General features: G+C 38.8%; 16 protein-coding genes and 1 riboswitch. Of the genes, 13 read left to right on the top strand and 3 right to left on the bottom strand.

Annotated features, from left to right (window positions below; genetic code table 11):
* The 5 genes from DM558_RS10490 to DM558_RS10470 all read left to right on the top strand — a co-directional run bounded on the left by DM558_RS10490 (position 1) and on the right by DM558_RS10470 (position 4938).
* A complete protein-coding gene (locus DM558_RS10490) occupies positions 1-729 on the top strand; it encodes a PP2C family protein-serine/threonine phosphatase (protein WP_127163962.1) in 729 nt (242 codons plus the stop codon).
* A 7-nt stretch (positions 730-736) separates the two neighbouring features.
* Positions 737-1636 (top strand): serine/threonine-protein kinase, encoded by a 900-nt coding sequence (locus DM558_RS10485; protein WP_164731440.1) that lies wholly within the window; start codon positions 737-739, stop codon positions 1634-1636.
* A 300-nt stretch (positions 1637-1936) separates the two neighbouring features.
* Positions 1937-2455, top strand: coding sequence for an Hcp family type VI secretion system effector (locus DM558_RS10480; RefSeq protein ID WP_109701762.1), 519 nt, complete (start codon positions 1937-1939; stop codon positions 2453-2455).
* Positions 2456-2606: 151 nt separating this feature from the next.
* Complete coding sequence (locus tag DM558_RS10475) at positions 2607-3494, top strand: aldo/keto reductase (protein ID WP_127163960.1); 888 nt, start codon at positions 2607-2609, stop codon at positions 3492-3494.
* Between the two features lie 238 nt (positions 3495-3732).
* Positions 3733-4938 (top strand): sugar diacid recognition domain-containing protein, encoded by a 1206-nt coding sequence (locus DM558_RS10470; RefSeq protein ID WP_127163959.1) that lies wholly within the window; start codon positions 3733-3735, stop codon positions 4936-4938.
* Positions 4939-4964: 26 nt separating this feature from the next.
* Here the strand turns inward: DM558_RS10470 and garD are convergent, their stop codons facing one another.
* Entirely contained in the window at positions 4965-6524 is a 1560-nt protein-coding gene (gene garD / locus DM558_RS10465) for a galactarate dehydratase (RefSeq protein WP_127163958.1), read from the bottom strand.
* A 352-nt stretch (positions 6525-6876) separates the two neighbouring features.
* Between garD and DM558_RS10460 the strand changes: the two genes are divergently transcribed.
* The 7 genes from DM558_RS10460 to eno all read left to right on the top strand — a co-directional run bounded on the left by DM558_RS10460 (position 6877) and on the right by eno (position 15321).
* Positions 6877-8211: an MFS transporter gene (locus DM558_RS10460; RefSeq protein ID WP_127164877.1), complete on the top strand. Its 1335-nt coding sequence runs from the start codon at positions 6877-6879 to the stop codon at positions 8209-8211.
* Positions 8212-8221: 10 nt separating this feature from the next.
* A complete protein-coding gene (locus tag DM558_RS10455) occupies positions 8222-9559 on the top strand; it encodes an enolase C-terminal domain-like protein (protein ID WP_127163957.1) in 1338 nt (445 codons plus the stop codon).
* A gap of 23 nt (positions 9560-9582) precedes the next feature.
* The gene (gudD, locus tag DM558_RS10450; protein ID WP_127163956.1) at positions 9583-10917 is read left to right on the top strand and encodes a glucarate dehydratase; all 1335 of its coding nucleotides are present in this window, start codon (positions 9583-9585) and stop codon (positions 10915-10917) included.
* A 20-nt stretch (positions 10918-10937) separates the two neighbouring features.
* Positions 10938-11711 carry a 2-dehydro-3-deoxyglucarate aldolase gene (gene garL / locus DM558_RS10445; RefSeq protein ID WP_127163955.1) on the top strand — a complete coding sequence of 258 codons (774 nt, stop codon included), beginning with the start codon at positions 10938-10940 and terminating at the stop codon, positions 11709-11711.
* 32 nt (positions 11712-11743) lie between these two features.
* A complete protein-coding gene (gene garR / locus DM558_RS10440) occupies positions 11744-12628 on the top strand; it encodes a 2-hydroxy-3-oxopropionate reductase (protein ID WP_127163954.1) in 885 nt (294 codons plus the stop codon).
* Positions 12629-12762: 134 nt separating this feature from the next.
* Positions 12763-14025 (top strand): glycerate kinase type-2 family protein, encoded by a 1263-nt coding sequence (locus DM558_RS10435; RefSeq protein ID WP_323368284.1) that lies wholly within the window; start codon positions 12763-12765, stop codon positions 14023-14025.
* An 18-nt stretch (positions 14026-14043) separates the two neighbouring features.
* The gene (eno, locus tag DM558_RS10430; RefSeq protein WP_127163952.1) at positions 14044-15321 is read left to right on the top strand and encodes a phosphopyruvate hydratase; all 1278 of its coding nucleotides are present in this window, start codon (positions 14044-14046) and stop codon (positions 15319-15321) included.
* A gap of 205 nt (positions 15322-15526) precedes the next feature.
* Here eno and DM558_RS10425 read toward each other — a convergent pair whose 3' ends face one another.
* Entirely contained in the window at positions 15527-18340 is a 2814-nt protein-coding gene (locus tag DM558_RS10425) for a beta strand repeat-containing protein (protein ID WP_127163951.1), read from the bottom strand.
* 234 nt (positions 18341-18574) lie between these two features.
* Positions 18575-18696: riboswitch (yybP-ykoY riboswitch) on the top strand.
* 82 nt (positions 18697-18778) lie between these two features.
* Here DM558_RS10425 and DM558_RS10420 point away from each other — a divergent pair.
* Entirely contained in the window at positions 18779-19777 is a 999-nt protein-coding gene (locus tag DM558_RS10420; RefSeq protein ID WP_127163950.1) for a sodium:calcium antiporter, read from the top strand.
* 83 nt (positions 19778-19860) lie between these two features.
* Here the strand turns inward: DM558_RS10420 and pyk are convergent, their stop codons facing one another.
* On the bottom strand, positions 19861-21288 hold the full coding sequence (gene pyk, locus DM558_RS10415) for a pyruvate kinase (RefSeq protein WP_228411735.1): 1428 nt from the start codon (positions 21286-21288) through the stop codon (positions 19861-19863).
* Positions 21289-21364: the final 76 nt, after the last annotated feature.

Here is a 21364-nt window from a genome sequence, read left to right as displayed (position 1 = left end):
ATGCTAGTAAAGAGTGCAGCTAGGACTGACTGTGGTAAAGTCAGAGAAAAAAATGAGGATGCATTTATTAACTACCCAGATCGTAAGATCTGGGTAGTTGCTGATGGAATGGGTGGGCATGAACATGGAGAACTAGCTAGCCGAATGGTTGTTGAAGCTGTGGCCGATATCGAATTGGTTGATAATTTTAATGACCGTATAAAACAAGTTACGACAGCCTTACGCCAAGTCAATAAGGCGTTTACTCAAGATAAAACAGTAGTTCAGGGACAGCCTCCAACAGTGATGGGGAGTACGGTCATTGTCTTACTCATTGACAGCCATCGGATGGCCTGTATTTGGGCTGGGGATAGTCGCTGTTATTTATTTCGTAAAAATAATATTTATCAAGTCACTAAAGATCATGCATTATGGCAAGAGTTAGTAGATGAACAAGCTTTTTCAGAAAAAGAAGCTCAACAGCAAAAAGGGAGCTTTGCTTTAACCCGAGCAATTGGTGCAAATGAAGAGTTGCGTCTAGAAATTGTGGAGATGGAGATTATCTCGGGAGATAAGTTTTTATTATGTTCTGATGGCGTATATCAATATATTCGGTATGATCAGTTGTATCAGGTAATGACTAAGCCTTCGCCTCAGTTAGCGGTTGAGCAATTATTTCAAGATGTATTGGCAACAGAAGCCAAAGATAATTTAACGGCGATTGTTGTCGTTTCTCATGAGTCCCGATAGTTTATTTATGTCTGTAAATAGTATTGATAGTGCCGCTTCTCCTCCAGCTATAGGTTCTAGTGCTCCTATACAGGTAGTTGCTGGGCGTTACCAGTTAGAAAGAATCTTGGGTGTGGGCGGTATGGCGATTGTTTTTAGAGCTTTTGACCGTTTGGCGGCACACTTTAATCATCCTTCTCCTTATGTTGCATTAAAAATATTCAAAGAAGAGTTTGCAGGCTTTACAGATGCGAATTATTTGCTCTATAGCGAGTATGCATTATTGGCAACGTTAAACCATCCCAACATTGTCAGGTCTTTTCAATTTGATATTGATGCAACAACAGAGCGAGCTTTCTTAACACTTGAATTTTTAAAAGGAATGACGCTTGATCAGTGGTTAATAGAGAATCCATTGGGTACAAATTTACCCAAAATAACGCCAATGCTTTTGGAAATTATCGATGCAGTAGACTATAGTCATCAGCATAATATTGTTCATGGTGATTTAAAACCAAGCAATATTATGTTGACACAGAATGGATGCGTGTTGTTTGATTTCGGCCTTGGGCAAATGTTATCAGGTGATTTATCTATTTTGCCTAAGATATCACGTAAGCGCTTTAACGCTTGGACGCCAAAATATGCTGCCCCTGAGTTATTAGAAGATATCTCATTAACAACAAAAACAGATATTTTTGCGTTAAGTTGCATTATTTATGAGTTGCTAACGGGGCAAAATCCTTACTATATTGATAAAAAAACAAAATACACAGTTAAGCCCACTAAACCTAAAGATCTGTCTAAGAAACAATGGGCAACGTTATGTTGTGGTTTAGCTATAAAGCCTCATGATCGTTTAATAACAGCTCAAGAATTAAAAAATGCTTTTCAACCATATAAAAAGCGTTATTTCTATTGGTTTTAGAAAATTGTACAAAAGAAGTACTTAATATTTTAATTTGGTGCTTTTTTATTTTTAATCTATTGATTATTATTGTTTTATTTGTATTGCGCAATGTTTTTCTTAAGTGAGCAATAAATTGCTCGAATTAAAGGTCTTCTATTGACAGTATAAGACTTTTTTATTATTGAATTAAAATAAAGTATTGTAATTCAATGGATTATTTGTTTATTTTTATTTTGGCACAGCATTTGCTTATGTATATTCATTGTAGTGTATAGCTTATACGCTATTTTATTTAACTTAATTTAGAAGGAATAAGATATGCCAACTCCTGCGTATTTAACTATTAACGGAACTAAACAAGGTTTAATTACGGCTGGTACTTTTACTGAAGAATCAGTAGGTAACATCTATCAAGAAGGTCATGAAGATGAAATCTTAGTTGAAGGATTTGAACATCAAGTGATCATTCCACGTGACCCACAATCTGGTCAACCAACTGGTCAACGTGTACACAAGCCTTTAAGAATTACTAAAGTATTTGATAAATCATCACCTTTAATTTTCAATGCATTAACTTCTGGTGAGCGTTTAAGCGATTGTACTATCAAATGGTATAGAACATCTGCTTCTGGTACACAAGAGCATTATTTTACTATTAAATTAGAAGATGCAATCATTGTTGATGTTCAAAGCAGCATGCCTAATTGCCAAGATCCTAACATGGCGCATTTTACGCATTTAGAAGATGTATATTTCACTTATCGTAAAATCACTTGGACTCATGAGGTAGCTGGTACTTCAGGTTCTGATGACTGGAGAGCACCTATTAGCGCTTAATGGCTAATGGTCTGAATAGAAATCCCCTTACGGTTTTCCGTAAGGGGATTTTTTTATGTTTATATTTATTGGATACAGACGTAACTTAGTTGTATAAAAACTTTATAGAAGGTGTATATTTGCATAGGTATTCATAAAACAGGAGATTAAAATGTCGCTGAATAATATTCAAATTAAACAGGGCTATTTTTCACGGCAAGTTGCTTTTCCTGATGGTACTGCTGTCCCTGCCATTGGGCAAGGTACTTGGTTTATGGGAGAAAATCCAGATAGCGCAAAACAAGAAATTGATGCCCTACGACTCGGTATAGAATTGGGGATGACGGTGGTCGATACTGCTGAAATGTATGGTTCTGGCGGTGCTGAACTACTGGTGGGAAAAGCGTTGGAACCTATTAGAGATCAAGCATTTTTAGTGTCAAAAGTGCTTCCATATAACGCAGATAAAAAGAAAATGGTGGTGGCTTGTGAGTCCTCATTAAAACGGTTAAAGACAGATTATTTAGATCTTTATTTACTGCACTGGCGTGGCAATATTCCTTTAGTAGAAACGATAGAGGCGATGGAAAAACTTGTTGCGCAAGGAAAAATCAAGCGCTGGGGCGTTTCTAACTTAGATACAGTTGATATGCAAGAACTATGGGATATAACCGATGGTAAACACTGTATGGTTAATCAAGTGCTTTATCATTTAGGGTCGAGAGGGATTGAGTATGACTTACTGCCTTGGTGTAAAAGCCACCATATTCCTATCATGGCTTATTGTCCCATTGCACAAGGTGGAAGTTTACGGCAAGGGTTAATGAATCACCCTAACGTTGTAAGTATTGCAGAATCTAAGCATTGTACGCCTGCACAACTCTTGTTAGCTTGGTGCATTCGCCAAGGCAATGTTATTGCTATACCTAAGGCGTCCACAACAGACCATGTACTTCAGAATGCACAAGTGGCTAGCCTTAAACTAACAATGGAAGAACTTACTTTGCTAGACAATGCATTTAATCCTCCTTTGAAAAAGATGCATTTAGACATTGTTTAGTTTTACCTTGTTATTTTAATGATGAAAAAAAGAGGATGATGCGATTAGACATCCCCAATAGCTAGTATTTTTGATGCAGCAACCCCTATGGTTATAAGTTGATAGATGGTTATGGATAATTGATACAAACAAGTTGATATGAATTATTGCCGTTAATTGGGTAATACCCTTATTCGCTTGACAAGACTATAAGACTTCATTAATTTAAAAAAAATAGATTACTAATAGGTCGTGTGGTGTGAGTGCTTATCTTCTTACTTCAGAATTAGCTCAACGAATTGTTGATAAAACCATGAAAATTATTGGTTGTAATGTCAACATTATTGATACCAATGGTTTAATCATTGGCAGTGGAGACCCTGAGCGAATAGGTGAGTTGCATGAAGGCGCAATGATGGTTTTATCATTAGGAAGAATGATATCAATTGACTCAAAAATGAGTGATGATTTACACGGTGTTCGTCCAGGCGTTAACTTACCCTTAATTATTGATGATGAAGTGGTCGGGGTGATTGGGTTAACAGGGGAACCTTCAGCTCTAAAACAGTTTGGCGAGTTGGTATGTATGTCAGCTGTGATGATGATGGAGCAGGCTAAACTGCTTCGAAGTGTTGCTCAGGAAACGCGGCTACGAGAGGAGTTAGTGCTTGATTTATTACAGTCTAAAGAGTTAACAAAACGTCACTATGAATGGGCGCAGCGTTTAGGGATAGACCTAAGTGTTCCTAGGGTAGCAATAGTATTTGGTATCGATAGTGATGACTTAGAAGTAGAGGTTGCGATTGATGAAATTAAGTTGCTGCAAAATTTTTTAGTAGCTCAAAATATAGGTTGTTTATTTGCTATTCGCTCATTGACTGAAATGATTGTTTTATCCCCTGCCATGAATCAATATGGTCGTTGGGATATTGAAGAACATAAAAAAAGACTGGCTCAATTAATCGTATTAAGTGAGCAGCGCGGCAAGCTAAATATTAGAACAGCATTAGGCCGTTATTTTGAGGAGGGGATAGACGGTAACAATAATCACTTGGCGTATTCTTATCAAACAGCTTATACCACATTAATGATAGGTAGGCAGCGGATGCCTGACGTAAAAAATTATTATTATCAAGACATGCCATTGCCCGTATTATTAAACTCATTGAATACGGGTTGGACTGCTTCAGAATTTTTAATACCTTTAAATAGGTTGAAAACACAAGATACCAACGGTGTATTACAAAAAACATTACGTACGTGGTTTAAACACAATTTACAGATGGGTAATACAGCTAAAGCATTGCATGTGCATCGTAATACGTTAGAGTATCGGTTAACGAAGGTAGCTACTATCACAGGGCTTAATATTGAGTTATTAGATGATAGATTATTGATGTATATTGCATTACAGCTAGATGGGAAAAATTCAGTGGAAGATGCACTGCATGAGACCGATGATTAGTTCGGTCTCATATGGCGATATTTAAATCATGTAATAGGAGCAGGGTTAAATATAGCCAGTGGATTATGTAATCCCCAGTGATCTGACCAAGGTTTTTTACCACTCGCCACTTCTAAAATTAATTTAAAAAGATCCCAGCCGATATCTTCAATCGTTTTCTTGCCTAAAGCAACATCGCCCGCACTAATATCCATTAGGTCAAACCAACGTTCCGCAATAGCGTTTCGACTAGCCATTTTGATAACAGGAACAGCCGCTAGGCCATAAGGTGTTCCTCGACCAGAGGTGAATACTTGAACAGTAATGCCTGATGCAACTTGTTGAGCACCACAAACAAAATCGCTCGCAGGTGTTGCCGCAAATATTAAGCCACGCTTGGTGGGACGTTGTCCTGGCTTTAATACCTCTACAATGGCGCTTGTCCCTGATTTAGCAATAGATCCCATAGCTTTTTCAACGATATTATTAAGCCCTCCCTTTTTATTCCCAGGAGTTGTGTTGGCACTACGGTCTACTTTACCTGTTTCTAGGTATTCATCATACCAAGCCATTTCATTAATAAGCGCTTTACCCACCTCTTCATCGACTACGCGTGGCGTGAGTAGGTGAACCCCATCCCTGACCTCCGTAACTTCAGAAAACATGACGGTTGCACCACAGCGAACTAATAAGTCAGCGGCGAAGCCAATCGATGGATTAGCTGTGACGCCAGAAAAAGCATCACTTCCTCCACACTGCATACCAACGATAAGCTCTGAGGCTGGAACAGTCTCTCTTTTTCGGCTATTGAGACGTTTAAGATGTCTTTCTGCTACCCGTAAGATGTGATCAACCATAGACTGAAACCCATGATGTTGTTCATCTTGTAGTACGACAATATCATCTTCATCAACGAGTTTGATGGCTTGTGTATCATCGGTTCCTTTTAATAACCTTTCTGGTTGGAATTTTTCACACCCTAAACTAATAACCATTACTTCACCGCCAAAATTAGCATTCTTAGTGAGATTGTGAATAGAGCGAATGGGTACAATAGCAGCCGGAGCATCAATGGCGACTCCACAGCCATAAAGATGAACTAAGGGGACGACACCATCAACATTAGGGTATTTAGGCAGCAGGTCACGTTCAATAATCTTAGTCACATATTCAACAACACCAGATACGCAATTAACGCTCATGGTGATACCCAGTAGATTGCGAGTACCTACACTACCATCTGGGTTTTTGTAACCTTCAAACGTATAACCTTTTAGTGGTGGAAGTGGTTTTGGTGTTTTGGTTGCAATAGGAAGCTCATGTAGTGCTCGGGCTGTTGGCATCCGTGTTACACCCTCATGCACCCAACTACCTTGTTTAATATCACCTATGGCATAACCAACAATTTCACCATAACGAATGAACGGGTCTCCATCTTTAATATCGGTGAGGGCAACTTTGTGCGCTTGTGGAATATCTTCTATTAAGGTTAGTCCATCGGGGAAGATTGTTCCAGCAGACAAGCCGTTGTCGTTAACCACTATAGCCACATTATCGTTGATGTGAACTTTTATATATAAAGGGGTTTTTTCGACCTCATTAGGCATAGCTATTCCCTCATGTTGTGAGTTTATAATTTCTAATCCATTGCCATAGTATGCTATTTTTTTGAAAACAACAGTGTGCAAATTAATAATTTTGTGCTGATGCAGAGGAAAATGTTAGTGAATATGCCCAAGTCCTGTATTGCAATATATATGAACTATAAGATGTTCGTGTGTCTGCCCATTTTAAAAAAAGTAATCACCATAAATCTTGTGCGTTTGCCTAATGCTTTGTTATGAATCTAGATGATACATTTTGTTCCAGCATTAAATCGAACATCAATGAACAGAGTTTCTGCTTAAAATTACGGTGGTATTTATTATGGCTGAGAATACAGGTGTGGCAACACAAGGAATGAAAGGTGTTAAGCGTACCAATGTCCGATGGATGATGGTTGTTTTTCTATTTATTGTTACGGCCATTAACTATGGTGATCGTGCAACCATAGGTATTGCAGGCAAAAGCATGAGTGGTGAGTTGGGGTTTGATGCTGCTGCCATGGGCTGGGTTATTTCCTCATTTAGTATTGCTTATGTCATAGGCCAATTACCAGGGGGATGGTTATTAGACCGGTTTGGTTCTAAACGCGTTTATTTTTGTAGTATCTTTTTTTGGTCAATATTTACTTTGCTTCAAGGAACCATCCATTTCTTTATTGGTGCATGGGCATTGATAATGCTTTTTACTTTCCGCTTTCTTATGGGATTGGCCGAAGCACCTTCATTTCCTGGAAATAGTAGAATTACAGCTGCTTGGTTCCCTGCCAAAGAGCGTGCAACTGCCGTATCAATATTCAATTCTGCACAGTATTTCGCCACGGTTATTTTTGCACCGATTATGGGTTGGTTAACTCATGAGTACGGTTGGCAATCAGTGTTCTTCTTTATGGGTGGGCTAGGTATTTTTATTAGCTTTGTGACCATTATTATGGTGCATAATCCTAAAGATCATCCATGGGCTAACAAAGAAGAAGTTGAATATATTGCCGAAGGTGGTGGTTTAGTGGATATGGATCAAAAAAAGGAAGAAGGAAAGGAAGATCAAGGGCCTAAATTAGGTTATATCTTACAGTTAATTAAAAATAGAATGATGCTAGGTATTTATTTAGGCCAGTATTGTATTAATGTGTTGACTTACTTTTTCATTACATGGTTCCCTATTTATTTGGCAACTGAGCGTGGACTGGATATTAAGTCTGTTGGTTTTTTGGCTGCTATTCCTGCGGTTTGTGGCTTTGTCGGCGGAATCGCCGGGGGTGTATTTTCTGATTTCTTATTAAGAAAAACAGGCTCATTATCCATTGCACGTAAGACGCCTATCGTTTTTGGTATGTTGTTTTCAATGATGATGATCCTTTGCAATTATGTTGATTCTATCACAATGATTATTTTCTTTATGTCACTGGCTTTCTTTGGTAAGGGTGTTGGGGCATTAGGCTGGGCTGTAATGTCAGATACAGCACCTAAAGAAATCAGTGGTTTAGCGGGCGGTTTATTCAATATGTTTGGTAATGCGTCTAGTATTATTTCTCCTATTATTATCGGTTATATTGTGCATGTTACAGGCCGTTTTGAGTGGGCATTAGTCTTTGTCGCTGCCCATGCATTCCTTGCAGCTTTTAGTTTCTTATTTATTGTTGGTCCTATTAAACGAATGGAAGTTAAGAAAAACCAGTTCTCTAATTATTAGGAATACTATTATGAACACGCAAGCAGCACCAACGATCACTTCAATGCAAGTCATACCCGTAGCTGGGTATGACAGTATGTTGCTAAATGTAGGAGGTGCACATTCTCCTTATTTCACGCGTAATATTGTTATTTTAAAAGATAATGCAGGGCATATTGGGGCAGGTGAAGCGCCCGGTGGAGAAACTATTTTTAAAGCATTATCTGAGGCGATACCTCATGTTGAAGGAAAACCTATTTCTATCTTAAATCGTATTGTGAACGATATGCATGCAGGGTATTTGGATGCTGATTACGATACCTTTGGAAAAGGGGCATGGACCTTTGAGCTACGTGTTAATGCCGTAGCAGCATTAGAGGCAGCCTTACTCGATTTGATGGGGCAATTTTTAAATGTGCCTGTTGCTGAGTTACTGGGAGCAGGAAAGCAACGGGATGAAGTGACAGTGCTAGGTTACTTATTTTATATTGGTGATGATAAGATCACTAATTTACCTTACCAAGCACCTGTTACAAAAGGACATGAGTGGTATCGTATTCGTCGCCAAGCGGCTATGAGTACCGAGGCTGTGATTAACTTAGCTGCGGCTGCTAAAGATCTTTATGGCTTTAAAGACTTTAAGCTTAAAGGTGGTGTTTTTGAAGGTCAAAAAGAAATTGAGACGGTGGCTGCACTTAAGAAGAATTTTCCTGATGCGCGTATAACACTTGATCCTAATGGGTGTTGGTCACTTCAAGAGGCCATTGAGTTATGTAAAGATATGCATGATGTATTAACCTATGCAGAAGACCCTTGTGGTGCTGAGCAAGGTTACTCTGGTCGTGAAGTGATGGCGGAGTTTAAGCGAGCAACAGGGCTCCCGACGGCAACTAATATGGTGGCTACCAATTGGCGCGAAATGTGTCACTCTATCATGCTTCAATCGGTTGATATTCCATTAGCCGACCCCCATTTCTGGACATTAACAGGTGCGAGCCGAGTAGCTCACCTTTGTAACGAGTTTGGATTAACGTGGGGATGCCATTCAAATAACCACTTTGATATTTCTTTGGCAATGTTTAGCCATGTTGGCGCCTCTGCACCCGGAAATCCAACAGCATTAGATACTCATTGGATTTGGCAAGAAGGAGACATGACATTAACCAAGAATCCACTGCAAATTATCAATGGTAAAATAAAACTTAACGATAAGCCAGGGCTGGGGCTTGAGTTAGACATGGATAAGATTCAACAAGCACATGAACTTCATAAAAAACTACCTACTGGGGCTCGTAATGACGCCATACCCATGCAGTTTTATTACCCGGGTTGGGCTTTTGATCGCAAACGACCTTGTATGGTTCGCTAATTAATAGATTAGGAGATATCTGAATGAGTAATAAGACACCCGTAATTACAGAGATGCAAGTCATTCCTGTTGCTGGTCACGACAGTATGTTGTTAAATTTAAGCGGTGCACATGCTCCATTTTTTACCCGTAATATTGTTATTTTAAAAGATAACTCTGGCAATATGGGTGTTGGTGAAGTGCCTTGTGTTGGCACAGTGACAAAAACGCTAGAGGATGCAAAATCATTAGTTATTGGTCAACCGATTGGCGAATATAAAAATATCATGAATAAAGTGCGTACCCAATTTGCTGATCGTGATGTAGGGGGGCGTGGTAATCAAACCTTTGACCAACGATCAACAATTCATGTGGTGACAGCTATTGAAGCTGCAATGCTTGACTTACTTGGTAAATTCTTAAATGTAACCGTAGCTTCATTGTTAGGTGATGGTCAACAACGTGATGAGGTAGAAACATTAAGTTATTTATTTTATGTAGGTGATAGAAAGAAAACAGATCTTCCTTATCAAAGTCAACCTAATGAAAGTTGTGATTGGTATCGTTTGCGCCATGAAGAAGCGTTAACTCCAGAAGCGATTGCACGCTTGGCTGAAGCTACTTATGAGAAGTATGGGTTTAATGATTTTAAATTAAAAGGTGGCGTATTACGTGGTGAAGACGAGGCCGAAGCTATTATCGCCATTAAGAAAAAATTCCCTAACGCTCGAGTGACATTAGATCCTAATGGTGGATGGTCATTAGAAGAAGCCATTAAAATTGGTAAGTATTTAAAAGGTACTTTAGCTTATGCAGAAGATCCTTGTGGTGCAGAGCAAGGCTATTCTGGGCGTGAGATCATGGCTGAATTTCGACGTGCGACAGGATTACCGACAGCAACCAACATGATTGCGACCGACTGGCGTCAAATGGGGCATGCGCTTTCATTACAATCAGTAGATATTCCTCTGGCTGACCCACATTTTTGGACAATGAATGGTTCGGTTCGTGTTGCACAGATGTGTCATGAGTTCGGTTTAACGTGGGGATCTCACTCCAATAACCATTTTGATGTGTCATTAGCGATGTTTACCCATGTAGCTGCTGCTGCACCAGGTAATATTACTGCCATTGATACTCATTGGATTTGGCAAGAAGGTAATCAGCGTATCACCAAAGAACCTCTACAAATTGTTAAAGGAATGATTCAAGTACCTAAGAAACCTGGTTTAGGTGTTGAGATCGATATGGACCAAGTTTTAAAAGCTCATGAAGTCTTTAAAAATATGGGACTAGGTGCTCGCAATGATGCGATGGCCATGCAATATTTGATTCCTAATTGGACATTTGATAATAAACGTCCTTGTCTAGTTCGTTAGTGTTGAGTGAGAGAAAGAAAATGTCTAAAGAAAATACGTGTTTTAATCAATTTAAGCAAGATGTTCTCAATAGAAAAAAATTGTTTGGTTGTTGGGCTGCTTTAGGTAGCCCTGTAACAACCGAAATTTTAGGGTTGGCAGGGTTTGATTGGTTGTTGCTAGATAGTGAGCATGCGTGTAATGATGTGCTATCTTTAATTCCACAATTAATGACCTTAAAAGACAGTAAAAGCGCACCTATTGTGAGACCAGCTTCTAATGATCCTGTATTATTAAAGCGACTCTTAGATATCGGCTTTTATAACTTCCTTATTCCGATGGTTGAAACGAAAGAGCAAGCTATTCAAGCGGTAAAGTCAACTCGTTACCCACCAGAAGGTTTTAGGGGGGTATCTGTTGCCCACCGTAGCAATCGCTTTGGTACAATTCCTGATTATTTTGAAAAAATAAATCAAAATATTTGTGTGATGGTTCAAATTGAAAGTCAGCAGGGTGTTGATAATATAGAAGAAATTTCCGCCGTTGACGGAGTGGATCTATTATTTGTTGGCCCTGGTGATCTATCAGCTGCATTAAATCATTTAGGGCAGCCCGGGCACCCTGATGTACAAAAAGTTATTCAACGTATCTTTGATGTGGCAAAGGCTCATAATAAAAGTGTGGGCATTTTAGCACCTGTTGAAGCTGATGCACGTCGTTATATCGAAATGGGTGCAACGTTTGTTGGTGTAGGTAGTGATTTAGGAGCCTTTAGAGGGGCAACTCAAGCACTAGCAGATAAATATTTAAAATAATATTAGTTTTATTAATAAGCGAGGAAAATAACATGATCGTAGGTTTTATTGGCTTAGGCATTATGGGTAAACCAATGAGTAAAAACTTGTTAAAAGCAGGTTATTCATTAGTGGTTTATGATCATAATCAAGACACAGTAAAAGAAGTTGCTGCTGCTGGTGCGAAAGCTGCGCAATCTACTAAAGAAGTGGCTGAGCAAAGCGACGTTATTATCACAATGCTTCCAAACTCGCCTCATGTAAAAGAGGTGGCTTTAGGCGAAGGTGGTCTTGTTGATGTAGCGAAAAAAGGGACTGTACTCATTGATATGAGTTCTATTGCTCCATTGGCTAGCCGTGAAATTCATGATGCATTAGCGGCAAAAGGTATCGCTATGCTTGATGCGCCTGTTAGTGGCGGTGAACCTAAAGCTATTGATGGTACGCTTTCTGTTATGGTGGGTGGCGATAAAGCACTTTTTGATAAGTATTATGACTTAATGAAGGCAATGGCCGGTTCTGTTGTTTATACCGGTGGTATTGGTGCAGGTAACGTGACTAAGTTAGCAAACCAAGTCATTGTAGCGTTAAATATTGCGGCGATGTCAGAAGCATTTACTTTAGCTACGAAAGCAGGCGTTGAACCTGAGTTAGTATACCAAGCAATTCGTGGTGGTTTGGCGGGTAGTACAGTATTAGATGCGAAAGCTCCGATGGTACTTGACCGCAATTTTAAACCTGGCTTCCGTATCGATTTGCACATTAAAGATTTACAGAATGCACTAGATACTTCGCATGGTGTGGGCTCTTCATTACCATTAACTGCAGCGGTGATGGAAATTATGCAAGCCTTGCGTACAGATGGTATGGGTGATCTTGATCACAGTGCTATTGCACGTTTCTATGAGAAAGCTGCTAAGGTTGAAATTAAAAAATAATTTTTAATTATACCTCTCTTATCGGGCTAGATAAGGGAGGTAAACTAATCCTTTAGCCAGTTAGACTAAAAAATTTTGTTATAAATATTGTTTTATAATCGAGAGCTATTGTTTTTTATTTATTGGGGGTATATATCATGCGTCAGCCAAAAGAAATTCTAAATCAACTGCTTAGAGTTGTCTTACATGCGGCAATGCCTGAAGGTAAAATGGAGCATTTTTTACCAAAAACACCACCAAAAGGCAAAACCATTGTTTTAGGTGCAGGTAAAGCAGCAGCGAGTATGGCGGCTGAATTAGAGCGCGTTTATCCATTTCCCATTGAAGGGATGGTAATTACCCGCTATGACCATGGCGTGCCAACGAAACATATCAAAGTGATAGAGGCTTCACATCCTATTCCTGATAGTAAAGGACAAGAGGCTGCCAAAAGCTTATATGAGTATGCCAAGTCAGCAACGGCTGATGATCTTGTAATATTTTTGGCTTCTGGTGGCGCTTCTGCATTAATGAGTTTGCCTTGTGAAGGTATTAGTTTAGAAGACAAAAAAGTTATCACTAAGCAATTATTAGCTTGTGGTGCACCTATTGATGAAATGAACGTAGTCCGTAAGCATCTTTCTGCTATTAAAGGTGGACGTTTAGCTCAAGCCGCAGCACCTGCAAAAGTAATTACATTTGCTATTTCCGATGTAGTGGGAGATGATTTGTCAGTTATTGGTTCAGGCGCAACAGTTCCTGACCCTTCAACGTTTGCTGATGTAAGGCGTATTCTTAAAAAATATAAAATACAACTTCCTGAGGCGGCAGCAAATTTATTAGCTACGGTAACTGAAAAAGATGAAACCCCAAAAGCATTAAGTAATATTGAGTCTCATCTTATTGTGACACCGTATGAAGCATTTAAAGCAACGGAAAAAGCAGCTGAAGAAATGGGGCTTAATGTTTTATTTTTAGGGGATAGTATTACGGGAGAAGCACGCCATGTCGCTGCTATGCACGCTGGTATCGTAAGGCACATCAAACAAAATAATGAACCTATTGCTAAGCCTGCCTTATTATTATCGGGTGGCGAAACGACCGTTACAATTAACTCAGAAGGTGGTCGTGGGGGGAGAAATACAGAGTTCCTTTTATCATTAGCTATTGAGTTAAATGGTTTAGATAATGTTTATGCCATTGCTTGTGATACGGATGGTATTGATGGTAGTGAAGACAATGCAGGCGCTATTATTACGCCAGATACTTTGACTCGAGCTGATCAACAAGGGGTATCTGCTGCCCAATATTTGGCTAAAAATGATGCCTATAGCTTTTTTAGTGAGTTAGGTGATTTAGTCATAACAACACCTAGTAGAACCAATATTAATGATTTTAGAGCAATATTAATTTTATAGCTTGAGAAGAGGCAGACGATGACCATTGCACAAATAATAGGCCGTGAAATTCTCGACTCTCGGGGCAATCCAACAGTTGAGGCTGATGTATTACTTACTTCGGGTATAAGGGGTAGAGCAGCTGTTCCTTCTGGAGCTTCAACGGGGAGTAGAGAAGCCTTAGAACTAAGAGATGGCGAAAAAGATCGTTATTTTGGAAAGGGCTGTTTGAAAGCCGTTGAGTATATTAATACAGAAATTAATACTGCATTAATTGGACAGGATGAAACTAATCAACAATTAATTGATCAGCGATTAATTGAGCTAGATGGTACGCCGACTAAAAGCCGTTTAGGGGCAAATGCAATGTTGGCAGTTTCTTTAGCGGTAGCTAAAGCAGCTGCTAAAACATCAGGATTACCCTTGTATCGTTATATTGGTGGTGCAGGCCCCATCAGTATGCCTGTACCTATGATGAATGTGATCAATGGTGGTGCACATGCTAATAATAGTCTGGATATTCAAGAGTTCATGATTATGCCATTGGGGGCTAAATCTTTTAAAGAGGCATTACGGTGTGGCGCTGAGATTTTTCAAGTGCTAAAAAAAATCTGTAATGCAAAAGGGTTTGCCACAACGGTTGGTGATGAAGGTGGTTTTGCTCCTAACCTTAACTCACATGAAGAAGCGATCACACTTATATTAGAGGCTATTGAAAAAGCAGGTTACCATGCAGGTAAAGATGTATTTTTGGCTTTAGACTGTGCTGCGAGTGAGTTTTGTAATGAGGGTAAATATCAATTATCAGCTGAAGGGCTTTCGTTAAACTCAGAACAGTTTACAGATTATTTAGAAAGATTGGCTAATCAATATCCGATTATTTCTATTGAAGATGGTATGGGGGAAAGTGATTGGGCTGGTTGGGAAATACTCACTAAACGATTAGGGAAGAAAATACAATTAGTAGGTGATGATCTGTTTGTGACAAATCCAAAAATTTTAGCAGAAGGTATCCATCAAGGGCTAGCAAATGCTTTATTGGTTAAAGTGAATCAAATAGGGACGTTAACAGAAACATTGCAAGCAGTTGATCTCGCTAAGCGTTACCATTATGCTTGTGTGATGAGCCATCGTTCAGGTGAAACAGAAGATAGCACGATTGCGGATCTTGCCGTTGCAACGAATTGTATGCAAATTAAAACGGGCTCATTATCTCGTTCAGACCGTATGGCGAAATACAATCAGTTATTGAGAATAGAGCAGGAATTAGGTTCTATGGCGTATTACCCTGGTAAGGGTGCATTGTATATTAAGTGAGATATAAAATAGAGGAGAGGATGATTAAAAAGATCTTCTCTCTTTTATTAAAGGTATTTCTAATAATAATCTATATCGGTCAGATAATTTTTTATTCAGTAGCTTTTTTCGAAGAGCTTTTATTATTTTAAATAATTTGGAAGTCTCTTAATCCATTGCCACTATCTTTATTTAGATAATAGCAATAGATTAACATAATAATTAACTAAAAATCATAGTTAACAGATAACGAAAGAGCTCCCCCTTTTCGTTTACCAACGTAGCCTTTTACACCCATATTAACCGTTAAGTCTTTGTTCTTAACAAACGGCGTTGCTTTTACTCCTAGTTCGAGTGCTCCAGTGGATCCTTTAACCGATGGTGCATCAATACTAATTCCTGCAGTATTGGCATGGGCTTTACTATCAAACTCATATTCATACATTCCACCGAAGTATAATGTTGCTAGATTATTGAGTTTATAGTTATATTGTTCTTTTAATTGTGCACGTGATGAGGTGGCTCTTTTGAAGTTAACTTTATCGCCATCAATCACTACACTGTCTGAGCGTAATTGGTCATAGAAATAATGGGCAGAAGTATCAAAACTTGATGTATTATTAAGTGAGTAAATAAAGCCAGTACCCACTAAACCGCCCACATAATTAGCATCGCTTTTGTATTTTGCAGAACTACCGCTACCTGTAATAATATCGTGTGATTTAAATTCGGTACGAGTTCTACCAAATCTAAAGACAGCATCTGTATAAAGCTCGCCTATATTTAAGTTATAGGTATATTTACCAAAGATAGATGCGCCATAGTTATAGGTATGACCATTACCATTTACATTAACAGAGTTAAATTTATTATAGGTATCGTAATTGCTACGACCATATTCAAATGCTATACCTGCATAAAAATTATCAGTAAACTGATAACGAGTACCTAGCATCGTGCGATAATCGCGCGTTCTGATATGTGAACCGCTGTTATATTTGTACAATCCACCATCAATGACGAAGATGGGGGTAAAAGTACCTACTGCTTTATTTTTACCCATTACATCGAGGAGTAAATCTGCTCCTCGTGTGGTATTTTGTAGAGCAGCAAGACGACCTTCAGCAAGTGGTTTGACACTTGCTGTGACATCATCTTTACTTACGCTAATATCATCAACCGTTGCTAAAATTTTATTATTAGCTGTGTCTACGGTGTAACTAACATCGGCTTTTCCAACTAAGCCAACCTTAATATTCTTGGTGGTATCGCCTGTTTGTGTATTAAATAATCCACCGATATCCCCAGTGTTATCGCCACCATTAAATGATGATGCACCGCTTGAGTCGATCAATGTGATGGTATCACCTTTCTTAACAATTCCCGTGCCTGAGATACCAGCAATTGATACGGTTGATTTGTTGGCGGTTGTTTTACCGCCGACAGTACCATCATTTTCAACAGTATTATCATTCTGCATTGTATCTGTTACGGTTACTAGTGCCTGATTGTTAGCAATGGCTGTTTTGTTATTATTGTTAAGGTTAAAGTTATAATTCTCAAAATTACCTATTTTGCTCACAGTGATGGGGCTTGAGCTCATTGTAAAGGTATTACCTTTAAATATCTCATAGTAAACAGGTGTGGTAGCGAGTGTATTATTATCTAAATAACCCCCCCAAATTTCAGCGTTGCTGTTTACGTTTACATTCCCTGATAAGGAAACATTTCCTTGATTTGTTATATTAAAAGTAGTGGTGTGATTGGCATTATTAAAAGTAGTCGTGGTAGCAGTAACACTGGAATGTGCCCCATAAATATTGCCATTAATAGTTCCACCATCTACAGCGATATTTCCCTTTACATTACTGGTAATAGTAGCATTATTAGTTACTTTAGGGTCTTGAGTGTTCGACATGTTAGCTTTAGCTATTACAGTAGAGCTATCATTTGATGCTGCCCCATAAATATTACCATTAACAGTAGTACCGGTTAAAAAGAGGTTACCTGAGATTTGGTTATTAAAGGTAGAGGTATTTTTGGTTGTAGCAGGCTCGTTGAAAGACACATTCATAAAAGCATTTGTACTAGCATTAGAGGATGAATATGCCCCATATGCAGAGCTACCAACTGAACCACCATTTAAATAAACATTACCTGTTATTTTGTTAGTGAAGTTTGCGCTATTAGTTGCTGTGGCTTTAGAGTAATTTTCTGTTGATGCATTAGAGGCTGAGGTAGATTCTACATAAGCACCGTATATTGAGTCTCCAACAGAACCTCCATTTAGGTAAGCATTCCCTGTTACTTCATTAGTATAGTTGGCGTTATTAGTAGCACTATAGGTATTATTGCTATGAACGTTAAGACTAGCTGTCGCATTAGCGCTCGTATGAGCACCATACATGCTACCGTTAACAGAGCCGCTGTTTAAATGGGCATTACCTGTCGCTTCATTCGTGTAACTAGTACCGTTAGTAACAGCAAAGATGCTGCCGCCATTGGCATTAAGCACGGCAGTTGTATCCGTGCTTGTTTGCGTACCGTACATATCATTAGTAGCTGAACCGCTATTTAAATAAGCGCTGCCTACCGCTTTGTTAGTATAAGTCAGGGTATTACTTGTATTTGATGTATCTGTTTGTGTGGATGATGTGGAAGATGCGCCAAGTATTGAGTTGATATTTGTTCCATTATCAACAACTACCGCCGTATTATTTGCACTACAACTTTGATTCTGTCCTTGGCAATATCCTCCATAAACAGTATCAATGTTTAATCCAGTGGTATCTTTAATGTTAATAACATTATTCTCTGTTATGTTCTTGCCAATACTGTCTTGAGGGATGAGAATACCATTGTTAATTAAGCTATTTCCATTACCATTTTCCCCAATTATAATTTTATTAATACCATTATTTTCTTTGAGCCAACTACTACCATTATCAGCTAGATTGTCCGTTTTCTCAGCTGCAACTGCTGTGTAGCTATGTCCTATAGTGGTAACTAATATAGATACTAACGCTCTTCTAAAGATCATTACTTCCTCTACTACATGCACAAAATTAAATATTCATTTATCTTTTTTTAAAAGATCAATTCTACTATTGTATATTTAATACTAATTTGTCGTAAATTAATATATTTTTAAAATGATAACTAGTCTTCGTTGTATCTAATAAAAAGCTAGAATAGCAGTATTAGGAAAGATTATTATTTCTTATGATTTGAATACATATATTTCAAAAAAAACCGTTTACTGCTAGAATGATCAGCTATTGTCATTGGGGAGTAGTTATTCTTAGCAATCAGCTAAGGAGTTCATGTCAACAAGCTTGAGGGATATGCCTCATGGCGTGAACAGCCGTCGCGCAAGCGATGAAAGCTAAACGAGACCTTTGGCCGAAATGCATATTGCCAGCTGAGCGAGTTGCATTGTCGTGCCATTGGATTTTCACTCGCTCAGCTGGATTTTTTTATGCTTCTCACGTTCACATTATTTCTTCTATCTGCATGGGCAATCTATTTTTCTTGCGAATATTTCGTGAACGGGATCGAGTGGCTTGGTCGTCGTTTGCGTCTTGGTGCTACTGCTGTTGGTTCGGTATTGGCCGCTTTTGGTACAGCATTACCAGAAAGTGTTGTAACTTTTATGGCTGTTGTATTCGGTAATACGCCTGAACAAAAAAATCTTGGCATTGGTGCTGCGATGGGAGGTCCTCTCGTATTGGCAACACTCGCTTATGCTATTGTGGGGTTAGTGCTAATATTTAATCGAAAACGACTTAGACGCAACTCGTATCAACTGAGTGTGGATCACGCTCGCATTAGTAGAGACCAAGGAACTTTTCTTGCGATATTTGTAGTCAAAGTAGCGCTTGGTCTTATCGTTTTTTCTTTTAAGCCTTGGCTCGGCATTTTATTCTTACTTGCTTATGCAATCTATGTATGGCGTGAGATTAAGGATGCTGATACTTCATCCGATGAAGAAGCGTTGGAACCATTAAAGATCTGCCCATCTACAGCTAATCCCTCCTTAGCCTTGGCGTGTTTACAAACACTGCTATCTTTATTGGTTATTGGCTTTGCCTCTCACCAGTTTGTAATCCAACTTGAATCGATTGCCATAGCCTTACATTGGCAACCCACTTTGGTGGCTGTATTGCTTAGCCCTGTTGCAACAGAGCTACCAGAAATGATGAATGCTCTTATTTGGGTTCGTCAGGGAAAAGAGCGTTTGGCACTTGCTAATATTTCAGGTGCAATGATGATTCAAGCAACTATTCCCAGTGCCCTTGGCATATTCTTTACCCCTTGGAAATTCGATGGCTTGCTGCTAACCTCTGGTATTATTACGATGTTAGCAATAGCCTTTTTGTGGCAAATATTTCGTCGAGGCATTGTTGATTGCCGAGCACTAGTTTGGGTCAGTAGCCTATATGCTATTTTTGTAGCAATGGTGGTCATTTATTTTTAATCGTAGGTCATTAAAAATAGAGACTTGGTTACACAACGCTTTCATAAAACGATTAGTTTAAGTAAAAATAGCTAACCAGAGGGTTAGCTACCTAAACTATTGCCTGCAATGTGTACTTGTATCATGTTGGTACTGCCTTGGGTACCAATAGGTATGCCAGCTGTTACTTCAACAAGATCGCCTACTTTAATATGCCCAGTGTTCAGACAACATTGAATAGCTTCTTTAGTCATGCTATCTGTATTACTGCTTTGGTTTCCTTGTAATGCTATCACGCCCCAAATTAATTGTAAGCGTCTCACGGTTTTCTCATGAGGTGTCACAGCAAAAATAAAGGGTTGTGGTTTGTAACGCGATACCATTTGTGCTGTAAAGCCACTTTCGGTAGGAATAATAATCCCTTTGATATTTAACTCAACAGCAATCTGTACGCAAGCATGGCTGATGGCATCCGTTGTATTGGTTCTTTTAAAACCTGAGTGAATTAGTGCTGTTTCACAATCAATGGCTTGCTCTGTTCGTTTAGCGAGTGAAGACATGGTTTTAACCGCTTCTACAGGGTATTGTCCAGAGGCTGTTTCACCGCTTAACATAATCGCATCCGTTCCATCTAAAATGGCATTGGCGACATCGGATGCTTCTGCCCTTGTTGGTCGAGGATTAGAGATCATGCTTTCTAGCATTTGGGTTGCTGTAATAACGGGTTTACCTAATTTATTGCAGAGTTTAATCATTTCTTTTTGTATAAGAGGAACTTCTTCAGCAGGGATTTCTACACCTAAATCTCCTCGTGCTACCATAAGCCCATCAGATACCTCCAGAATTTCTGTCATATTTTTAACGCCTTCGGCATTCTCAATTTTAGAGATAATTTGAATGCTTGCGTTATGATCGTTTAATATTTTTTTAATAAGTTGTACGTCGGAAGCACGCTGGATGAATGATGCTGCAATGAAGTCTATATCCTGTTCAATACCAAACAAAATGTCTTCAATATCTTTTTCTGAAACAGGTGGAAGCCCTAAGCTAACACCAGGCGCTGCAATACGCTTTCTATCACTAATACCCCCCGTATTTTCAACGATTGTTATAATGTGGTTTTTTTGAATTGATTGAATCGTAAGTTCTATCAGTCCATCGGCTAATAAAATTTTGTTACCTACTTGTACTTCTTGGGGGAGGTTTTGGTGATTAATAGAAGCGATGGTTTCATCACCCAAGCGATCTTCCGTTGTTAAAATAAACTGTTGGCCCTTTTGTAATGTTACTTTCCCGTTTATAAAACAGCCCAATCGCATTTCGGGGCCTTTTGTATCGAGCATGATAGCTACTGGAATTCCCACACGTTTAGAGGACTCTCTAATAGCAGCTATTCTAGCTTGATGATCAGCATGTGTTCCATGAGAAAAGTTAAACCTAGCGACATTCATACCATTGATGAGTAATTGATCTAGGGTGTCAGGAGAGTCTGTTGCTGGCCCGAGTGTACAGACGATTTTAGTCTTTTTCATGATTGCTTCCATTAAATGATATTAGAATTTCTGATTTAGCATAAGAGCAAATTAAAAATCGACCTAGCGACTAATC

It is taken from the genome of Entomomonas moraniae (genome assembly GCF_003991975.1).
Classification (GTDB): domain Bacteria; phylum Pseudomonadota; class Gammaproteobacteria; order Pseudomonadales; family Pseudomonadaceae; genus Entomomonas; species Entomomonas moraniae.
The sequence above is the reverse complement of the archived record's forward strand: the minus strand, read 5'-3'. Positions and strand labels throughout refer to the sequence as shown.